The sequence below is a fragment of the Geopsychrobacter electrodiphilus DSM 16401 genome (assembly GCF_000384395.1).
Taxonomy (GTDB): Bacteria; Desulfobacterota; Desulfuromonadia; order Desulfuromonadales; family Geopsychrobacteraceae; genus Geopsychrobacter; species Geopsychrobacter electrodiphilus.
The window spans coordinates 837784-858178 of record NZ_ARWE01000001.1; the positions used below are offsets into that span (position 1 = coordinate 837784).

The window sequence follows — 20395 nt, forward strand, 5'->3', positions numbered from 1 at the left end:
GGATAAAAGGAACTGACGTTATGCGTGTTATTGAAAAACATCTTGAATTGCTGGTGCCGGCCGGCGATCTGGAAAAATTGAAAGTTGCTGTTCGTTTTGGTGCTGATGCCGTTTATCTGGCTGTGGATAATTTTGGTTTGCGTTCGCGCGCTGGGAATTTCAGCCTGGAAGATTTGCACGAAGCGAAACGATTGACCGCCGCAGCTGGAGTCAAAATTTATCTGACGCTGAATGCCAGTTTGCGCGCAGAAGAGTTTACCGTCCTTGAGCAGCTGCTCGAAGAGCTGATACCGCTCGATCTGGACGCCTATATCATTGCGGATGCCGGGGTTCTGGCGACGGTGCGGCAAGTGGACCCTCAGCGGGAGATTCATCTGTCGACCCAGGCCAACACCTGTAATCCGGCCGCCGGGAAATTCTGGCGCCAGGCCGGTGCAGGCCGGATTAATCTGGCGCGTGAGTTGACACTCGAGGATATTGCCGCCTTTCGCAGCGTGCCGGAACTGGAACTTGAGGCCTTTGTGCATGGCGCTATGTGTGTCGCCCATTCCGGGCGCTGCCTGATCTCAACCGCCCTGACCGGGCGCAGCGCCAACCGGGGTGATTGTGCCCAGCCCTGTCGCTGGAATTACCAGCTGACTGAAGAGATGCGCCCCGGGCAAGTGATGAGCGTCCAACAGGATGAGCGCGGCACCTATCTGTTTAACAGTCGTGACCTTTGTCTGGTCGAACATCTGGCGGCGTTGGCCGCTGCCGGAGTCAGCAGCTTTAAGGTTGAAGGGCGGATGAAAGGGATTTACTACGTTGCGGTCGTGACCGATGTGTATCGTCAAGCGCTGAATCGTCTGGCGGCCGGTGACTCTCAGGTCGATCCGAATTGGCGATTAGAGTTAGAGAGCGTCAGTCATCGTCCCTATGATACGGGTTTTTTATTCGGGACCGAAGATGCGAAAATTCATGCCGGTGATACCCATTATCAACGGAGTCATGATTTCGTCGGTCTGATCCGCCAGAATGAAGCGGGACTGTTTGTCGAAGGACGCAACCGTTTTCTTCCCGGGGAAGAGCTGGAACTGATCGGGCCGCAGATGAAACGCGCTCTGATTCGGGTAGCGGGCTTGCGTGATCTCAAAGGGGATGAGCTGCCGGTTGCCCAACCTAACTCTCAGGTCTGGCTTGACAGTTTGCCCGGTTGGGCTGAAGCCGGAGATATGCTGCGGCGCAAACTTGTGCAGAAATAAACAGGTCGGGAATACGCAGAAAAAAAAGGCGCCCCAGCCAGGAGGGAAGCTGGGAGCGCCGAATGTTGTTGTTGCCTGATTGGAAGATTACCAGAACGGTCATGGTTTGGCAAGCTTATTTCTGATCTTTTTTGTCAGTTTTTTTAAGATACTGAAATAAATCAGCTAATTTTGTTTTTATTTAATTGACGACTGGAGTTTATCGTTCGTCCTGGGCTGAAAGCGGCCACGAACGCCGGAGGCTATGATAAATGTGCGAAGGAGAGGGGCGGCAAATCTCAACCGTTAACCGCTCTCGGCGCATATGCTGATATCGCGGGCCACACCCTGATTGTAGGGGGCGATTTAAAGGCTGCTGAGTTGCAGGCTGATACGGTATCTGTGTGTTGTGCCTGACATTGTTTCTGACAAAGGTTAAGGAGTTCTTGGATGCTGTACAAAGTTGTCGAAACCAGTGAAGTGACCGATCACAGTCTTGAGGTCCTGGTGAATCAGTGGACCGCCGAGGGCTGGCATTTTGATTCTCTGCAATTTGCCATGCGCGAAGGGAATCGCCGCCCGGGGATGGTTTTTATTTTCTTCACCCGGGACGACGATAGGTCTGATCAATAAATCAACCCACCTTTTTTACGCACTTTGCGCATGGTCTTAAGTGCCACACGCCGCGCTTTTTCTGCGCCCAGCGCCAGGGTTTCACGCAATTCCTCTGGCTTGGCCAGCAACTCTTCCCGTTTTGCACTGAAGGGCGCGAAGAAGTCGCGAATGACCTCGAACAGTTCCTGCTTCACATCCCCGTAGCGCAGGCCCGGGGTCAGATAGCGCTGTTTCAGATTTTCACGACCGGCAACATCGAGAAACAGACTGTAGATCTGGAAAATATTGCAGGTCTCCGGATTTTTCGCCTCTTCGACCGGGGTCGCATCTGTGACGATCCGCATCACCTGCTTGCGCAGCGCCTTGTCCTCCTGAAACAGATCGATGGTGTTACCGTAGCTCTTGCTCATCTTGCGCCCGTCGAGACCCGGCACCGTTGCGACATCGTCATCAATATCCGGTTCGGGGACGGTGAATATTTCGCCATATTCGTTGTTGTACTTGATCGCGATATCGCGTGCGACCTCCAGGTGCTGCTTCTGGTCCTTGCCGACCGGCACCTTGTCGCTCTGAAACATCAGAATATCTGCCGCCATTAAAACCGGATAGGCGAAGAGGCCATGATTCGGTTTGATCCCCTGCGCGACCTTGTCCTTATAGCTGTGACAGCGCTCCAGCAGGCCCATCGGGGTAAAATTCGAGAGCATCCAGGTTAATTCCTGGACCTCGGGCAGATCGGACTGAACCCAGAAGACACTCTTCTCCGGGTCGAGTCCCAGCGCCAGAAAGCTGGCCGCCGCCTCCAGCGTCCCCTTGGCCAGCGCCTTGCCATCAATCAGCGAGGTCTGGGCATGGTAGTTGGCAATGAAGCAGAAAAGTTCTTCCTGCTCCTGATAGGCGATCATTTTCTGCATCATGCCGAAATAATTGCCGAGATGCAGGGCGCCCGAAGGCTGAATGCCTGAGAGTATGCGCATGTTCTAAGACTCCAGAAGAGGGAGGAAAAGGATCAATTCGCAGCGAATCTAGCAGAAGCGGCGAAGAAGCGTCAACCGGCTTGAATGCGTGATTTCCGGAGAAGTTCTCCCTGATGTAACAGTTTCTTGACCTTTGCACTTCCTGACAGCTAAATTGGCGATCCAAAGAATGCACTGACCTATTTAAAAGGAGCATGGGATGAAAAGATTATTGATGATTTGTGGATTGTTACTGTGTGCGGTGAGTGCCAATGCCGAGCAATACAAGGTTTCGTTTAATCAGATTGTCGAGCATCCGGCGCTCGATGCCCTGCGGCAGGGGGTGAAGGATGAACTCAAGGCGCAGGGATTATCCGTCAGCTACCAGGATCACATCGCCCAGGGGAATATCGCGACGGCTAACCTGATTGCCAAGCAGATTCTGGGAGAGAATCCTGATGTGGCGGTGGGGATCGCGACTCCGACGGCCCAGGCCTGTGCCCAGGCGATCCATAATATCCCGGTGGTTTTTGCCGCGGTGACCGATCCGGTCGGTGCTGGTCTGGTTAAATCGTTGGAAAAACCGGGCGGGATGATTACCGGCACCAGCGACATGAGCCCGATTGATCGTCAGCTTGAACTGATTTTGAAATTTCTGCCGAAGTTAAAAACCCTTGGCGTTATCTATAATTCGGGTGAAGCCAATTCGGTGACCCTGGTCAAGGTTCTGAAAGCCGAAGCGAAGAAGCGCGGCATTGCCGTCGAGGAAGCCACCGTCAGTAACTCGGCCGGGGTGTTTCAGGCGGCCAGGAGTCTGGTCGGTCGCTGTGAGGCGATCTATATTCCGACCGACAACACCGTGGTTTCAGCCTTTGAGTCGATCACTCAGGTTGGTTATCAGGCGAAACTTCCGGTCTTTGCCGCAGACACCGATTCGGTAGGGCGTGGCGCGGTTGCTGCCCTGGCGGTTGATTACTACAAAATGGGTCGTCAGACCGGTGAAATGGTCGCCCGGATCCTTAAGGGGGCCAAGCCTGGTGATCTGCCGGTTGAAACCCTGCGCGAGTTTCAGATGTACCTCAACCCCGGGTCGGCTGAAAAAATGGGGCTCAAGGTGTCCCCCGAGTTATTGAAAAAAGCGGATAAGATCATCAAATAAATTTCACAGCACGCAAGGCATAGGGACCCGGGTTGAAGGATAAGGGGTTTTTCATGCTTTGCGTGTTGCTGTGATTCACGCAGGTTTTGTATGACATATTATGCGTTCATGGGGGCGCTGGAGCAGGGGTTCGCCTACGGTTTTCTGGTGCTCGGCGTCTACCTGACCTTTCGGGTTCTTGATTTTCCGGATCTGACCGTCGATGGCAGTCTGCCGTTGGGGGCGGCGGTTTCGGCGGTGGCGATCACCGCCGGGGTCGATCCCTATCTGTCGTTGTTGCTGGCCATGGCGGCCGGGTTTGTCGCCGGTGCGGTGACCGGTATTCTTAATACCCGTTTCGGTATTCTGCATCTGCTCGCCTCGATTCTGACCATGATCGCCCTCTACTCCATCAACCTGCGCGTCATGGGTCGTCCGAATATGACCCTGCTCGGCAAGCCGACGATCCTCGACCCCTTGACCAATGCCGGTTTCGGAATGTTCAACGCCGCACCTTTGCTCTTCGGACTGTTCAGTTTTGTTGGACTGCTGGCTCTGCTCTGGTTATTGCGTACTGCCTTCGGGCTGGCGATGCAGGCGACCGGCGCCAATCCGCAGATGATCACCAGTCAGGGGGTGGCGACCAGTCGCGTGATTATTCTCACCGTCGGCCTGTCGAACGGTTTTGCCGCCCTGAGTGGGGCGTTGCTCTGTCAGAGTCAGGGCGCCGCCGATGTCAATATGGGGGTCGGAACCATCGTCGCTGGCCTCGCTTCGGTAATTGTCGGCGAAACCCTTTTCGGCGGGCGTTCAATCGGTCGCGCGCTGTTGGCGGCCCTTCTCGGCTCGGTAGTGTATCGGCTGGCGATCGCTCTGGCCCTGAGTCTCAAACTGGGTCAGTTCTCCTTTACTCCGAGCGATCTCAATCTGCTGACCGCCCTGCTGGTGGTCGGTGCGCTGACCCTGCCCAATCTGCGACGAAAGGTCATGAAGCGATGATTGATATCAGCGATCTGGTCAAAACCTTTCATCATGGCAGCATCAACGAAGTCTTGGCTCTGGCCGGGATCAACCTTCAGGTTGAAAAGGGTGATTTTATTACCGTCATTGGTTCCAACGGGGCGGGGAAAAGCACGCTGCTCAACTGTCTGGCCGGCAGTTACACTATCGACAGCGGGCATATCAGGATCGCTGACCAGGATTTAAGCAGCTGGCCCGAACATCGCAGGGCGGCCCTGATCAGTCGGGTCTTCCAGGACCCACTGCTCGGAACCTGCGCGCCCCTGTCGATTGAACAGAATCTGGCCCTGGCCAATCGGCGCGGCAAGCGACATGGTTTGGGAACAGGGGTAAGGCGTGTCGACCGTGAACTTTTTCGCCAGCAGCTGCAGCAGCTGGGATTGGGATTAGAGGAGCGTCTGCGCGATCCTGTCGGCCTGCTCTCGGGCGGGCAGCGGCAGGCGCTGACCCTGTTGATGGCAACCCTGATTCGTCCGCAGGTGCTGTTGCTCGATGAGCATACCGCCGCCCTTGATCCGAAGACTGCTCAGCAGGTGTTGGCCCTGACCGTCAAGCTGATTTCAGAACAACAGCTGACAGCACTGATGGTGACGCATAACATGCGCCAGGCGCTGCAGTTGGGAAATCGTCTGATCATGTTGCACGCCGGTCGGGTGATTCTGGATGTAGCCGGGGCTGAGAAGTCGGCACTCGATGTCGATGATCTGTTGAAGAAGTTTTACAGCGTACGCGGGGAGGAGTTTGTCTCTGACCGGATGTTGCTGGTCTGAAGGTTAACAGGTGGTTATCTGGTTATGATGCAGGGTTGGCAATGTCAGCCCTGTTTCTTTTTGGGCGGTGTTTGTCTTTCGAGCTGCTGCCGCGCGGAGTCGATAGCGATCTGGGTTCCGGTGAGGGCGAGTACGTCGCCCGCTAGAAGAATTTCGTGAGCAGTCGGAGCGATGATGGGACCTTCCGCACGCGTAATCGCAAGGACCGAGGCCCCGGTCAAGGCTCGTAAATTGAGCTCGGCAAGGGTTTTCCCCACCGCCGGAGAAGATGTGGTCAGAGGGACGGCCGAAAAGGTGCCAAGTCCGGGGAGCAGTTTTTCGATTTGCGCGAGGTCCTCCTGCGGCGAAGCACCTTCCCGTGAGCGGGATTGCCTGGCGAGTGCTGCGACGACGACTTCGCTGCCCGCGCGGACATGCCCCTGCAGGTTGGTGGCACTACGCCAGAACGCGATGCCGAGAATGATGATCATGGCCAGCAGAAGGAGTCCGCCCTGGCCGATAAACAGAAAAGGGCGGGTTAAAACGACAATCGGTGCCCCGATGAGGAGCAGGATGGCAATCTCAAAGGTGATTACCAGCATGCGACGTGGAGCCTCGGCAAGGTCAAGTCCGTTCGGACCGCTGGCGGGAAGTACGAGTTCGGCAAGCGTGACCCCTAGCCGGCGCCCCAGGCGCAGGACTCCCAGGAAAAATGGGGCGGCGAGCGCAATCATGGAGGCAATCAGTAGAAGCCCGGAAAATATAAACGATAGACCGGTGCGACCCTGGATGATTTCAATTAGACCTGTCCTGTAATTGGTCCCTCCGGCCAGGATTCCTGCAAAGATAGCGGCATCAAGGAGCAGCATCAAAAAGAGTCTGCGAATCTTTGCGACCGTGCCACGGGAGCGGGGCGCCTTGCGTAATCCTTCGATCCAGCTGCCGTAAAGCACGCTGAATGTTTGCAGTGGTCGTGGCAGAACGTGATCGATCCAGTTTGCAACCGGGTCCGAGGCACGGATCAGCCAGGGGGTTGTCAGGGTCGTCAGCGCAGAGACCATGATCGCAACCGGGGAGAGGAAGTCGCGCGTGGCATTCAGCGTCATGCCGAGCCCGGCGATGATGAAGGAGAATTCCCCGATCTGGGCCAGGCTCATCCCTGATTTGATCGAGGTCTGCAGGCGGGTTCCGGTGAGAAATGTTCCGACGGATACCCCGAAGAGTTTGCCGCTGATCACGACGAGGGTCAGGATCAGGATCGCACGCCAGTGGGCGATCACCAGCGCCGGGTCGATGAGCATTCCGATCGAAACGAAAAAGACTGCGGCGAAGATGTCGCGCACCGGTTCGACAAGTTTTTCGACCTGTTTTTCTTCCCCCGATTCGGCGATGAGCGATCCGGCGATGAAGGCGCCGAGAGCAACAGAGTAGCCAAAAGCATTAGCCAGCAGGGCCAGCGCGAAGCAGAGCCCGACACTGGAGATGATGATGGTTTCGGGTCGCTTGAGGCCGATGATCAGGCGCATCGCACGAGGTACGAGGAGCAAGCCGATGGACATCAGCGCGAGCAGAAAAGCCGCGAGTTTGCCGAGGGTAATTGCCAGCGGGCCCGGCGCGAGACCGCTGCCGGTGGCGATAGCGGTGAGGGCCGCGAGGAGCAGGATGGCGATCAGGTCTTCGACAATCAGGACTCCGAAGACGATCTCGCGCAGTTTTCCGGAAACGCTCTGCTCCTGAAAGGCCTTCGCCACAATCGTCGTGCTGGAGATGGCAAGCACCGCACCGGTGAAAATGCTTTCGATGGCGGTCCAGCCAAAGAGTTGGGCTACGGTGTACCCGAGCCACATCATCAGGCTGGTCTCGAACAGCGCGGTCAAGGCGGCGGGTGGCCCGACGGAGCCCAGTTTACGCAGGCTGAACTCAAGCCCGAGCGAGAACATGACCAGAATGACCCCGACCTCGGAGAGGGTCTGGACGATACCTAGATCTGCAACCAGTGGGAAGGGGACATGTGGCCCGATGAGCAGGCCGGCAAGGATGTAGCCGAGGATGACAGGTTGTTTCAGGCGCTGAAAGAGTACGGTTGTGAAGGCAGCAACACACAAGACCACCGTGAGCGCGCTCAGAAATTGATGGGGATCATTCATCCTGACTCCCTGTGGCCAGAATTGTTGGGTGCGGGCTTTTTGGTGAAAAGGTTGAATTTAATAGCTTGTGGAATTTTTGGTTACTTCGGGTTGTAACGTCAAAGGGAACGACCCCAGGTAAAGAGCAAATCCCCGTTTGGTCCTTTCGACGCCTGCCTGACCACTCAGTTCCATAAAGGTGAAACGAGTGGTCAGGCGTGATGTTTAATTTTTCTGTTCCTGTGTGCCACCCATCATGCTGGCGAAGGCAAGCAGTTGTTGCAGGTCCATGCCGCTCTCTTTAAGGATGCCAAGCATCACCGGAAAAAGCTGCATCATGAAACCCGGTTCCTTAATCACCTCTTTTGCCAGAATCGGCAGGGTTTCGAGGATAAAGGCTTGCTTCTCCTCTTTGCTCAGTGTGAGCAGGCTGTTCTTAATTTCTTCTACGGTCATTCCATGGCCCCCTGTGGCTTTATTTTAATCGGTTTCAGGTGTTCACGTTTAATACCAAAGGCGATTTTAAACACCTCGGGATAGGTTTTGACAAAGTACACATCGAGCCCCTCACGCAGGTATTCGGGGAGATCATCATAGTCCTTGCGGTTCTCTGCAGGAAAGATCAGGGTTTTTAAGCCTGCGCGCCGCGAGGCGATGGTCTTCTCCTTAAGTCCGCCGATCGGCAGAACCCGCCCGGTGAGGCTGAGTTCTCCGGTCATGCCGAGGTTGCGGATGGTAGGCCGCTTCTGAATCATCGACAGTAGGGCAGTGGTCATGGTGATTCCGGCTGAAGGGCCGTCTTTCGGGGTGGCACCGTCCGGCACATGCAGGTGGACAAAATGCGTATCAAAGTATTCAGCATCAATCTTGTATTCGCTTAAATGCCCCATCACATAGCTGTAGGCAATCTCAGCACTTTCGACCATCACCTTGCCGAGCTGTCCGGTCTGTTTGAAGCCTTTTGTTTTACTTGCCATCGCCGTCGCTTCGATCTGCAGGGTGGCGCCCCCCATTCGCGTCCAGGCGAGTCCGGTGACGACTCCTGGCGCCGCTTCAAAGACCTCTTCTTCACTGAAAACAGGTTTGCCGAGGAATTTGACGATATCGCGCATGCCGATGGTGATTTTGTCCATGCGCCCTTCGGCGAACTCCATAGCGGCCTTGCGCATGATCCGTTTGATCCGGTTTTCGAGACCCCGCACGCCGGCCTCACGCGCATAGAGGTCAATAATATGCACCAGGGTTTTTTTGGGAATGCTGACCTGACCGCGTTTGATCCCGTGATTCTTGAGGGCCTTGGGGATCAGGTAGCGCCGTGCGATCTCAAGCTTCTCTTCGAGGATGTAACCCGAGAGGCGGATCACTTCCATCCGGTCGAGGAGCGGTGCCGGGATCGTATCCAGCTGGTTGGCGGTGGCGACAAACAGCACGTTCGATAGGTCGAAGGGGACATCCAGGTAGTGATCGCGGAAGCTGCCATTTTGCTCGGAATCGAGTACTTCGAGCAGGGCCGAAGCCGGGTCACCCTGAAAGCTGGCGCCAATTTTGTCAATCTCATCGAGCATCATCACCGGATTGGCGGTGCCGGCGCTCTTCATCGCCTGAATCGCCTTGCCCGGCATGGCGCCGATATAGGTGCGGCGATGACCCTTGATTTCGGCTTCGTCACGCATGCCGCCGACCGAAAAACGGTAAAATTTACGTTTAAGCGCAGAAGCGATCGACTGGCCGACCGAGGTCTTGCCGACCCCCGGAGGGCCGACCAGGCAGAGGATCGAACCTGAAATATCGCCCTTCATCTTGCCGACGGCGATAAATTCAAGGATCCGCTCTTTTACGTCGTCCAGCCCGTAGTGATCACGGTCGAGCACCTTGCGGGCGCGCTGCAGATCGTAGGCGTCTTTGCTGAATTTCCCCCAGGGGAGCACGGTCAGCCAGTCAAGGTAGTTGCGGCTGACATTGTATTCCGGGGATGAGGGGTCGATGAGTTGCAGTTTTTCGATCTCTTCATCGACCGCCTTCTGTGCTTCGGCGTTGAGGGTCAGCTTTTTTAGGCGTTTTTCAAACTTTTCAATCTCGGTGACTTTTCCCTCTTTTTCGAGTCCGAGCTCCTTCTTGATCGCCTTGAACTGCTCGCGCAGGAAAAATTCACGCTGCTGGGCCGAAACCTTCTCTTCAATCTGTTGACTGATGCGGGTCTGCAGGCGCGACACCTCAAGCTCTTTTTTGAGCAGCACCAGCACCTTGTCAATCCGTTCGTGCAGGTTGAAGGTTTCGAGTACCTCCTGCAGTTCAAAACCGTCGGCATTTGTCAGGTTGGCGGCAAAATCAGCAAGGCGGGCTGGGTCATCCATGCTTGAACGACCGAGGAAGAGTTTGATCTCTTCTGAATAGAGCGGGTTGATCTGAACAAGCTCCTTCAAGGTCGCAATGATCGCCATTGAATAGGCCTTGAGTTCGGCGTTAGCGACTTCGATCTCTGCGGTCGGATATTCAACCTCAGCGTAGATAATCCCTTTGCGCTCAGAAATTCGTTCGATGGTGAATCGCTCAAGGCTGTTCACCAGCACGTGCGCGCTCTCCTCTTCGGCATGAATTAATTTGAGAATTTTGGCCGCAACTCCGACCCGCTGCAGGTTATCCGTCGCATCATCCTCATCCAGCTCAAGCACCATTACCAGGCCGACGGTTTGTGATGGTGAATCCATCGCCTGTTGAATGGTCTGAACGCGTTCACGACCGTTGACCGTCAGTGGAATGATGACGCCAGGAAAAGCAGGGCGTGGCCGCAAGGGGATGATCGGCAGGGCCCCGGGCAGAGTGTCGCGCGCCAGAACCAGACCGTCATCTGGAACCGCTGTTACGTCGGTATCGGTTTCGATTTCGATTTCGTACTCGATCGATTCATCGTGATCTTCAAAATTATCGTGCATTAGAAATCAGCTCCGTTTTCTGTTCCCTGTCTGCGGGAGTGGCCAGAGTTATAGATAGTAACATGGCCAATTGTCGGCGAAGTTAATCGATTGACCCGGGACTGTCAACCGCCCATCGTTTTGGGTGACAATGTGGCAGGGCCCGGGAGGGGGAGGCCTGTCTCCTGAAGTACAAAAACAGGGGCCGGATTGCCGCTTGAATCCACGAATCTGGAGTAATACACATTTTTCAATGTATATGGTGTGGGGTTATGTTGATCAGTGTACCACCTTTTTTATGGGGTTTTTATTAAGGCATTTAATGTGCCTTGACTGGGGAAACAGGATTAATTATTAAAAATACAGTAGAAATTACTGAAGTTTAAGGGTATGTTTATAACAATGTTTTGGGGGAGTCCTGTTGTTGCCTTTCCCTGCTGATCTCCCCATTTAATTCTTAATAAATTACATCTGGGTTGAGCCCTGCTTGTTTGCGAAAGGGCCCCTGCTTTCAGTCTCCCACTCGCCTTTTACGTGGGTCTTCAGGAGGTTTGCGCATGAGACATGCCGCTCTGCTTGCTGGGCAAAGATTATTTTGCGTGTTGCTGTTCCTCGTTTTTCTGTTCCCCGCCACAGCATTTTCACTCAGTACTGACGTTCAGGTTGAGACGCTGTTTCGGGGCTTCGAGCGTGACATCCCCACTGAGGGGAGTTCGCAGGTTTTACCTGGCTACGGCTATCTCAAATTTAACGTCAAGGACATCTCTTCCAGCCTCAGTCTTCATGGCTATGGGTGGGGGCGCTACGATATGGCTGACAGTCGTTACTACGCCAGTCAATCCAAAGGAGAGCTGCTATATGGTTATGTTGAATACCGCAAGCCGTTCAGTTCTTTGCGGGCCCGCCTGGGGAGACAACATGTTTTTGAAGGGGTAGCCAACGAAACGCTGGATGGCTTATGGGCGGCCGGCGCTCTGACGCCTGCGTTTTCGGTCTCAGGCTATGCCGGGTTTCCGGTTGGGTTGTCTTCCACCAACGGCCGGAGTGGCGATGTCCTTGTCGGCGGCCGTGTCGCTTACCACCGGCCAGATGCCTTTGATCTTGGTGTTTCGAGCAAATTCTCAAATAATGACGGCAATGCCGCCGATCGCATGCTGGGAGTCGATCTGACCTGGTATTTGCCTAAGGATATGACTCTTTACGGATTTTCGAAATTCAATACGGATGCATCAAGCTTTGCCGAACACTCCTGGGAGCTGCAGATTCCAATCGACAGCTTCACCTTCAAACCGTACCTGCAGTACTACAATTATGACAGCTATTTCGGTACCGGCGACAAGGCGGCTCTGCCTTTTCTCAATCTTGCTAAAAGTGGCGAGAAGCTAGGGATTCTTGGACTGGACGGCACCTGGCTTAAATCCGAAAACTGGAATCTCGGGGGGAAGGTTAAATACTATACCTATGACAAGAATGACAGCTCTCAGTACATTTCGGCTGTGGTTAACTTTGTTGGTGAAGAACATACTCAGACCGGTGGCGAACTCGGTTACATGAAAGGTGAGGCAGCCAAAAATAATTATCTGCTCCTGCGAATTTATACCTACCAGGATCAACTCCCCGCTAAATTCAAGGTCGATTTTATCTCGGCCGACCTGGTCTATGCCCTTTATGATCAAAAAATTTACTCCAAAGACAGTTCCCTGTTTCTCTCTCTCGGTGTGGGCAAACATTTTTTCGATAAGGCACTCGATGTCAAATTATCTGGCGACTATAGCGTAGATCCTCTTTATTCTTCGGATGTTAAAGGGATGCTCTCTGCGACTTACTATTTCGGCAGGGGGTTTTAAATGAAAACGTTGACCTGTGGAGCCAAACTGATGCGTAACAATCTGCGAGTGCTGATAATTTTTGGGTTTATTCTGTTGTTGGCGGCTTGTGCCCTGGACAAAAGCGGCTACGTGCCACCAGATAAGCATCCGGTTGATGCCGATCTTCCGCCGAAGCCCCCGATTTGTACCGATTGTCATGAGCGCCACAATGAAAATTTCAACTGGGCTCAGTTTAATCATACAATTTATTGGGGCCAGGATCACCGCCTGCCCGCATCACGTCAGAATCGGGTCTGCAGTATGTGTCACACCAGGAATTTCTGCAGCGATTGTCATGCGACCCGCGTCGAATTGAAGCCGAGCGACAAGAATCCGACCGAAACGTATCGGCGGATGCAGCACCGGGGTGACTATTTGTCGCGACACCGCATTGATGGCCGTGTCGATCCCTCTTCCTGCTTCCGCTGCCACGGCAACCCCAAAACTGCCGAAAACTGTGTTCGTTGTCACGGCTAAGCGTTGCCAGGGAGACTGATAGCTATGAAAAACCTGCAAATGTTCTTATTAATTCTGTTGTTGGCGGTTGTAGCTGGCTGTTCCAGCAGTAACTCTGATGCCCCACTGATCGGCGGGAATGCACCGCCGTCTCCCCACCCGACTAATTGGGTTGCGCTTCATGGGGCCCAGGCGAAAGTGGATCTGCGTGGTTGTCAGGGCTGTCATGGCTTTGATTTTAAGGGTGCGGGCGACGCGGTGAGCTGTTTCGAATGCCATGCCTCGGGCCCTCCCTTTACCGGGGCACACCCGGCTTCCTGGAATGGCGATCCGCTAAATGCACACCAGGCAAATTTCTCCGCGACCGTTTCTCCCACGGAGAGGATCGGTTGGAAAACCTGCGCAACCGCGGGGTGTCATGGCGTGAATCTCGAAGGGAGTTCGGGTCCGACCTGCCAGAATACCAGCTGTCACACGACCGGCACCGCCGGCTGGCCGCCGGCACCTCATGGTGCCTATGCCGCGGGCAGTGTTCACGGACCCGCGGCCAAGGACGCAGGTGCGACCGGGCTGAATATGGGCAACTACTGTCTGCTCTGTCATGGCACACCGGACAATAATTTCAACGGTGGTTTCGTTATCGACAAATATGGTGTCGGCAACTGCTCCGCCTGCCACACTGCGGCCATGGCTCATCCAACCACCTGGGTTAAAGCCGATACGGTCACGCCCGGTGTAGTCCACAGTTCTCCGGCGGTCACTGACATCACGCGTACGACCGGTTGTGCCCTGTGCCATAACACCACCTCAAATGTCGGCGCCAGCCCGGTTCCTGCGGCGCCGAGCTGTTACACTCCGGGTCATAACGGCCTGGTCTGCCATGCGACAGGGCCGACGGGGGTACCTCATGCCGTGCCCTTTACCGACCCCAATTTGCACGGTCCGGCGGCCAAGGCCGATCTGACCAACTGTCAGCAGTGCCACAGCGACAATCCGACCGGAGGTGCTGGTAGTAACCCGCGTTTCAATCTGGCGACCGGATCGATGCCCAATGGCTGTGAAACCTGTCATGCGCAGAACGCCGCTCACCCGGCCGATGCCGACCGCTGGACTTTCAATTTAGTCGACACCGGTGCGGGTCGCCGGACACACTTCGCGGCGGGCAACGTCAGTACCGCCTGCGCGCTCTGCCACAATGTGAACGACACTGACACCGGCAGCGGCACGGCGCCGGCTTGCATCACCTGCCATACCTCGACGACGACTTTCACCCTTGACTGCACCGCATGTCACGGTAAACCACCAGCTGGCGGCACAGATCTGACGGGTGGTACCGGGGTGAATCACCTCTCGGTAGCTGCGGTTTCTCTCCATGAAGAGTGCTCCGTTTGCCATGGTGCCAGTGACGACCAGCCAGGAAAACTGGTCGCCAAGCTGGGCTCGAGTGATTACAAGATGTTTAACGCCAGTGACCCGGCACTGAACGAAGGTGGCGATCACCTGGACGGTAATCTTGAGATGAATGTCCTCGGCGCCGGTTATGACAGCGCGAACGGTGGATGTACTCTCGCCTGCCATGGTAATGACAGCACGCATCAGCTGACCAGTTCAGGGCTGACCATTGAGCCCGGAGACTATGGGTCGGGTTCCTGTGACGCCTGTCATGGCTATCCGCCGACCACTGACGGCAGTGCGAACGACAAGCATCCAAGCGGAGTGACGCCGGTCGACCACAGCGGCGCCAATATTCTTGCCCAGCATCTTGAGTGTAACGTCTGCCACGGCAAGAGCCAGACCAACGGCCTGACCGACAACACCGCTACTGGTGGCGATGCCTATCTGGCCAGCTATCACCAGGATGGCAAGATCGAGATGAACGGGATCTCGCTGCCGAACAACAATGAAAGCGCCGAATATGATGAGACAACCCATGGCTGCGCCAAGGCTTGTCACGCGAACGACTCGGCTCATCAACTTACGGACAGTGGCCTGCCGGTGCAGACCCATGAGTATGGTTCAGGAGCCTGCAACAGCTGCCATGGCTATCCGCCGACATCGAGTGCCGATGCGGCAAACAATAAACATGTCGGCATAACCCCGGTCAATCATGACAAGTTCTCGACCAGCGGAGTGACGGCAAACCATAACGAATGTAATATCTGTCATGGCTACAGCTTGGCCAACGGTGCGACGGACAACACTCCCAACGGCGGTGACCAGTATCTCGGCAGTTACCATCGCGACGGCAACATCGAGATGAACGGCATCTCCCTGCCCAATAATAACCAGAGTGCCGAGTACAACGAAACGACCTTCGGTTGCGCCAAGGCCTGTCATGCCGATAATTCTTTGCACGAGTTGTCAGACAGCGGGTTGCCGGTACAGACTCACGAATATGGCGGGGGCGGCTCCTGCGACAGTTGTCATGGCTATCCGCCGAATTCGACCAACAACAAGCATGCCCCTGGCGTTACGCCGGTCAATCATGATGCAGCCGGGATCGTCGCCAATCACGATCAGTGCTCGTTCTGCCACGGGGTCAAAGATGATGGCAGTTCGGTGCAGCAGCCAATGGCGACCAGTGTCCTCGGCGGTTCTTACCTTTATGTGACCGCGACGGATCATATCGACGGCAAGGTCACGATGAACGGCAACAACAACACTGACCCCACCGATGATGCCGCTTATAACGCCAGCAACGGCGGCTGCGACAACAGCGCCTGCCACGCCAACGACACCAGCCACCGCGTGGGAACTGGCAACAGCGGGACTCTGCAATTGCGTGACTTAGGCCCTGGAAAATGTACCTCGTGCCACTACAGCGGCAATACCGTCGGCGCACCGGCGGTCACCAGCGGTAGCACCCACGTTGCCACAACCTCCGGCGGAGCCTTCGGCAATTGTACCGACTGCCACAGTGGACATGTCGGGAGCGGCGGAGTAACCATCGAGTTGCCACCAAGCAGCTGGATAACTGTGGCGGGTGAATCCCATGTCACCGGAAATATGCAGACGATTCTGGGGATTGATTACACCACCCACGGTGGGATCAATCTTGGAGGGCCGGGTACGGTTGCCAGTATCAACGGCAAGGGGACTGAAGCCGAGATCTGCTGGGGTTGCCACGATGCCAACGGCATCGGTGAATTGGCCAGCGGCGGCGGCGCAACCTACAAGTTCGGTGTCCTGGCAACAGCCAAGACCGCGGGCAGTCACGTCTCTGATTGGACGAACACCAGTGCCTGGCGGCAGGATGCCTACGACAGTCGCCTGACCCGTCCGATCGCCTCGGTACACTCGGTCAATATGAATGGTATCACCGGGCATTCCTCATCGGTCGCCAATAATGTGGACGGCAGTGGCCGGGTCAACCGCGGGACCTTGAACGCCTCACTGCCAGGCAATGCTGCCGGGGCCGGCAACACCAGCCAGGTGGTTCTTGAAAACAAGCAGGACATCCGCTGCAGTTATTGTCACGATGTCCACAGTCTGAACAAGGCGCTTGGTGACGGCGGTACTGCTGCTCCTTACCTGCGTGGCACATGGCTGAGCGATCCTTACAACGCCGATGTGCCGCCGACCAAGAACGAAACATTCAGCGGCAACACTCACTACTACAACAGCGCCCAGAGCGGCGGTATGCCACGACCGAAATCGACCAGTGCGACGGGCGGCGGTTATTTCATCGACCAGAACAGTGGCAACCCGACCAGCGGCAAGACTCTGGCTGGCACCGCCGGGTTGTGCACTCTGTGTCACGGCACCAATGTCGATGGCATGGACTATTATACCGGCAGCTCGCTGTGGTACGGCAGCAACGGCCATAGCAACGCCGTGCTTGGCGGCTCGGGACTTAACAGGGTCAACCTGTTCGATGGTCGTCGCGGCGGCAACTACTACATGGCGATGCAGGGTAGCAAGAGCTTGGGCGCTCAGATTGACAGCAACTCTCCCGCCTGGGGCAGGGGTGGTGGCATGTACCAAACTTACGCTACCCGTAATTCTGGCTGGTACGGCGGAACTGTTGACACGAAAACGCGTGGCGGCGATTACAGCAACTGGTACAGTGCGAGCGGTATCGGCGGCCACACCGGCACCGTCGGTGCGCGAGCCCATGAGTTCAGTTGTTCGAAGTGCCACAGCCCGCATGCCACCGGCCTGCCGGCGCTGCTGATCACCAACTGTCTTGATACCGAGCTGGGAGGTTGGACTAACCCTAATCGCAGCGCGGTGACCTACGCGACTGCCCAGTCCAACAACTGCCACCGCAAAACAACGAGCAACGCCCTGGATATTCAGAACAACGGCTGGAATACCCTGGCCCCGAAACAGTAGTCGTCAACAACCAAAGGAGAGCCTCTATGAAAAAGTACAGCAAACCCAGAGTTGTCGGCAGCAGCAACGTTCATCCCTGCTGATCTGAAACCCACCAAGAGATAGGAAAAGCCCGCCAATCGGCGGGCTTTTCCTATTGAAGCATCAGAGCTAAAAGATTGCTGACTATCAGTTGGTTCTACTCATAACGATGATGTGCTCGTGTGCACATCCTTCCCCAAATGGAGTGAACTGGGTAACCAGAAAAGATTGTTTAGTTGATGCGCAGATTCGTCAGTGCACCGCGCAGGCTGAGTTGATAACTGCCATCAGGCTGGGGTTTTTTCATCAGCTTAAGCAGGTCTTTTAACGCCGGATCAAGGCCGGGTTTGGGGGTGAAGACCAGCTTGAGGTTCAGGCTGGTGTTTGCCGGAACCCGACCCAGACGCAGGCTGCCGCTCCCTTTTATTTCGAAGGCCGGACTGTTTGAGGCGAGGCTGACAATCTGGACAATCGGGCCTTTGGCTTCGGCGCGACAGGTCAGTTGCCCGATGGGCAGCAGATCACCTTCGCTGCCCAGATTTTTCATGCCCTTGACGGTTAAATTGTTCAGTTCAAGTTGCAGCTGGCTCTGATTTTTGCCGGCAAATGGGAGCTGACCTTCAAATTCACCAGAGGTGAGGACACCGGTGAGGGTGAGAGGCAGTCGAGGGGCGAGTGATTCATCGAGGTGAAGTCCCGCGAACGTGGTTTGCAGATTGCCGTCGCGATAGGCTGTGCCGCTGATCTCCCCCTGATAGGCATTCAAGCTGAAACTAACTCCCTGGTTCTTCCCGAATAGGCTTAACAAGAGGGGTTGCAGCTCGATATTCTTGAGTTCTATGGGAGGGTGCGGGATCGGTGTTAAATCAATGCTCAGACGTTTTGCTCCCACGCCCAGCGGGAAGAAGAGTTCTGGCTGCCCAATCGAAAGGTGAACTTTTTGATCATTAGCCAGTTGCTCCAACTGCCGGGCAAAGGGATCAAGCGGTAAAAACAGAATCAGTGCCAGTATGAGGCAGATGAAAAAACTGGCGATACAGAGGGTTGCCGGGTGGCACACCAGGGTGACAAGGCGGCTGGACTTTGCAGTCGGCATCAACGCTTCTCCTTGAATTGGCTCAGAATGATCGAGGTGTCGAGCTGTTCCGGGTTATCGAAGCGGGTCCGTATCCTCAGTTGAGAGACATTGAGCTTTTGACCAGTGTTGTCAAACTGGTAGAGAAGTTCGACCAGTTGATGCAGTTTCATTTTTTCCAGTTTAATTTCGACCCCTTCTTCAATGAGATCGTCCCGGGCTTTATCGGGTTGGGGGCGCACGTAAATTAACAGACTCCGGGCACCAACCTGTTCAGTGGCATTCTCCACGGTGGAGATCAGGTTGGTGTTCGTGCTGTTTGACTTCTGCGGGCGCATTTTGTGGAGTTGATTCTCAAGCTGGCGGTATTCCTGCAGAGTCTTGCCGAGTTCGGTCAGTTCGTTGCGGGCTGACGCAATTTTACGGTCCAACTGGGCGAGATGCTGCTGGTGGCTGTTATACAACCATCCCGAGCCGAGCAGGAGCAGCGCAAGGCAGACTGCAATAAGGGGCTTGAGGTGTTTTTCCTGATCGAAGCCAGCCATCTATTTCCCCTTCGATTGTTGCAACAGAATTTGAATTTGGAAATCGACCCGACTCCCGTCGATCGCCTGCTTGCTGTCCATGACCCGGACCTCTTTAAACAATGGTTCCTTTTGGAGGTCGCTGAGCAGTCGACTGACCGCATCGAAACTGGTGGTGCTGCCCGAAAGTCGCAGTCCTTCATCGTTTTGCACGTATTCGCGGATATCGACCGAAATGGCCTGATCCATATGCTGGGAAACAGCCAGCAGCAGTTTCAGGGCGCTTCCGGTATCAGAGCCATATTGCGCCACTTTTTTTTGCAGCTCTTTCAATTTTGACTGCATTTGCAAAGCCGGTGCAATCCGGACCTTATCCTCTGGAAATTGTTTCAGGTAGAAGGTTTTCATTTGTTGCTGAAGACCTTCAAGCTCGGAGGTCCGCTGTTGTCCCTGCAGGTACGCGCTGCCCGCGAAGATTATCAGGGTTGTCAGCAGGAGACCGACGGCGATTGAGGCTCGACGCTTGATGACCTGCCAGTCATTTTTAAGTTTGTAGGGTCCCGAGCGCAGATTTATCTGTTGCGGGCTTGAGTGAACAGCACTCATGGCCAGGGCGGCCAGGGTGATCAAATCATTCGGAACAGGTTTTCCTTCAGCGTCGAACCGGATGGGATCCAATTCGAACCCCGCAGCTTTCAGCGCAATCGCCAGGGGGCTCTCTGTCGCAACTCCGGCCGTCCGCAATCGCATCAGCGGCGAACCACAGCGTGCCAGAAGCTGGGCCTGCTGGATAATTTCGTCCTCGGCCTCGAGCAGGGTCTGGGGCAGAAAACGCAGATCGGTCAGGTCTCCGGCTTCGACGCGTGCCAGGCAAATACCGTCCGCTTCGATTGTGAGGAGCAGACTGTTGACGGGCCAGTCAAGCCCGGGCAAATAGCAGAGAGGGGTGATTCCCAGGTAGCCGACCGGTTCACGGTTGTCATCAAATTGAGCAAGGCAGCTTTCGATCGTCTCCTTGGAAACCGCAACCGTCAGAACCTTGCCGGTCTCTTGAATCTGATGAAAGACGACCCGTTGTCCCGGGTTCTCAGGCAGACGGGAGTTTATTTCGGGGAGTACGGCCGCGGCGATCTTACGCGCTTCCTTAAAGGGAAACTCCAGCCAGCGGATCAGTGAGCCTTGGCCCGGCAGGGTCAAGGCGAGTCGATCGGTCATCTGCAGAGGTTCGAAGACTTCGGCCAGCTGATCTGCCAGGGGGCGTTGCGGATCGCGCTCGAAAAAACCTGCTTTTAACAGGCGGGATTCGGTGTGATCTCCCGTGGCGACAACAAATCCCCACTTTTCAGGGGAGGCTTTCACAGCAATATATCTACGTCGCAT

Annotated in this window: 15 protein-coding genes; 8 read left to right on the plus strand and 7 right to left on the minus strand. The window is 55.3% G+C overall.

Annotated elements, in window-relative coordinates:
• The first annotated feature begins 20 nt into the window (after positions 1–20).
• A complete protein-coding gene (locus D888_RS0103915; protein ID WP_020675228.1) occupies positions 21–1241 on the plus strand; it encodes a peptidase U32 family protein in 1221 nt (406 codons plus the stop codon).
• A gap of 429 nt (positions 1242–1670) precedes the next feature.
• A complete protein-coding gene (locus D888_RS0103920; RefSeq protein WP_020675229.1) occupies positions 1671–1853 on the plus strand; it encodes a hypothetical protein in 183 nt (60 codons plus the stop codon).
• On the opposite strand, the gene trpS is transcribed toward D888_RS0103920, so the two are convergent.
• Positions 1847–2812: a tryptophan--tRNA ligase gene (gene trpS / locus D888_RS0103925; protein WP_020675230.1), complete on the minus strand. Its 966-nt coding sequence runs from the start codon at positions 2810–2812 to the stop codon at positions 1847–1849. The two genes, D888_RS0103920 and trpS, sit on opposite strands and share 7 nt — an antisense overlap.
• A gap of 199 nt (positions 2813–3011) precedes the next feature.
• Between trpS and D888_RS0103930 the strand changes: the two genes are divergently transcribed.
• From D888_RS0103930 to D888_RS0103940, 3 genes are all read left to right on the plus strand, one after another.
• Positions 3012–3950 (plus strand): ABC transporter substrate-binding protein, encoded by a 939-nt coding sequence (locus D888_RS0103930; protein WP_020675231.1) that lies wholly within the window; start codon positions 3012–3014, stop codon positions 3948–3950.
• A gap of 90 nt (positions 3951–4040) precedes the next feature.
• A complete protein-coding gene (locus D888_RS0103935; RefSeq protein ID WP_020675232.1) occupies positions 4041–4928 on the plus strand; it encodes an ABC transporter permease in 888 nt (295 codons plus the stop codon).
• The gene (locus D888_RS0103940) at positions 4925–5719 is read left to right on the plus strand and encodes an ABC transporter ATP-binding protein (protein ID WP_020675233.1); all 795 of its coding nucleotides are present in this window, start codon (positions 4925–4927) and stop codon (positions 5717–5719) included. The genes D888_RS0103935 and D888_RS0103940 overlap by 4 nt, the downstream gene beginning before the upstream one ends.
• A gap of 44 nt (positions 5720–5763) precedes the next feature.
• Here the strand turns inward: D888_RS0103940 and D888_RS0103945 are convergent, their stop codons facing one another.
• From D888_RS0103945 to lon, 3 genes are all read right to left on the minus strand, one after another.
• A complete protein-coding gene (locus tag D888_RS0103945) occupies positions 5764–7845 on the minus strand; it encodes a monovalent cation:proton antiporter family protein (RefSeq protein WP_020675234.1) in 2082 nt (693 codons plus the stop codon).
• Between the two features lie 204 nt (positions 7846–8049).
• Positions 8050–8280 (minus strand): hypothetical protein, encoded by a 231-nt coding sequence (locus D888_RS0103950; protein ID WP_020675235.1) that lies wholly within the window; start codon positions 8278–8280, stop codon positions 8050–8052.
• Positions 8277–10757, minus strand: a complete 2481-nt coding sequence (gene lon, locus D888_RS0103955) for an endopeptidase La (RefSeq protein WP_020675236.1) — start codon at positions 10755–10757, stop codon at positions 8277–8279. The genes D888_RS0103950 and lon overlap by 4 nt, the downstream gene beginning before the upstream one ends.
• Before the next feature lie 536 nt (positions 10758–11293).
• Between lon and D888_RS0103960 the strand changes: the two genes are divergently transcribed.
• Genes D888_RS0103960 through D888_RS0103970 form a run of 3 tightly spaced genes read left to right on the plus strand, consistent with a single transcriptional unit; the run spans position 11294 to position 17395 of the window.
• Positions 11294–12583 carry an RNA-binding protein gene (locus tag D888_RS0103960; protein WP_020675237.1) on the plus strand — a complete coding sequence of 430 codons (1290 nt, stop codon included), beginning with the start codon at positions 11294–11296 and terminating at the stop codon, positions 12581–12583.
• Positions 12584–13081: a hypothetical protein gene (locus tag D888_RS0103965; RefSeq protein WP_020675238.1), complete on the plus strand. Its 498-nt coding sequence runs from the start codon at positions 12584–12586 to the stop codon at positions 13079–13081.
• A gap of 24 nt (positions 13082–13105) precedes the next feature.
• Positions 13106–17395 carry a hypothetical protein gene (locus tag D888_RS0103970; RefSeq protein ID WP_020675239.1) on the plus strand — a complete coding sequence of 1430 codons (4290 nt, stop codon included), beginning with the start codon at positions 13106–13108 and terminating at the stop codon, positions 17393–17395.
• Between the two features lie 253 nt (positions 17396–17648).
• Here D888_RS0103970 and gspN read toward each other — a convergent pair whose 3' ends face one another.
• The 3 genes from gspN to gspL are packed head-to-tail and all read right to left on the minus strand — an operon-like array spanning position 17649 to position 20395.
• On the minus strand, positions 17649–18512 hold the full coding sequence (gene gspN / locus D888_RS0103975) for a type II secretion system protein GspN (protein ID WP_020675240.1): 864 nt from the start codon (positions 18510–18512) through the stop codon (positions 17649–17651).
• Positions 18512–19036: a hypothetical protein gene (locus D888_RS0103980; protein WP_020675241.1), complete on the minus strand. Its 525-nt coding sequence runs from the start codon at positions 19034–19036 to the stop codon at positions 18512–18514. The genes gspN and D888_RS0103980 overlap by 1 nt, the downstream gene beginning before the upstream one ends.
• Complete coding sequence (gene gspL, locus D888_RS0103985) at positions 19037–20395, minus strand: type II secretion system protein GspL (protein ID WP_020675242.1); 1359 nt, start codon at positions 20393–20395, stop codon at positions 19037–19039.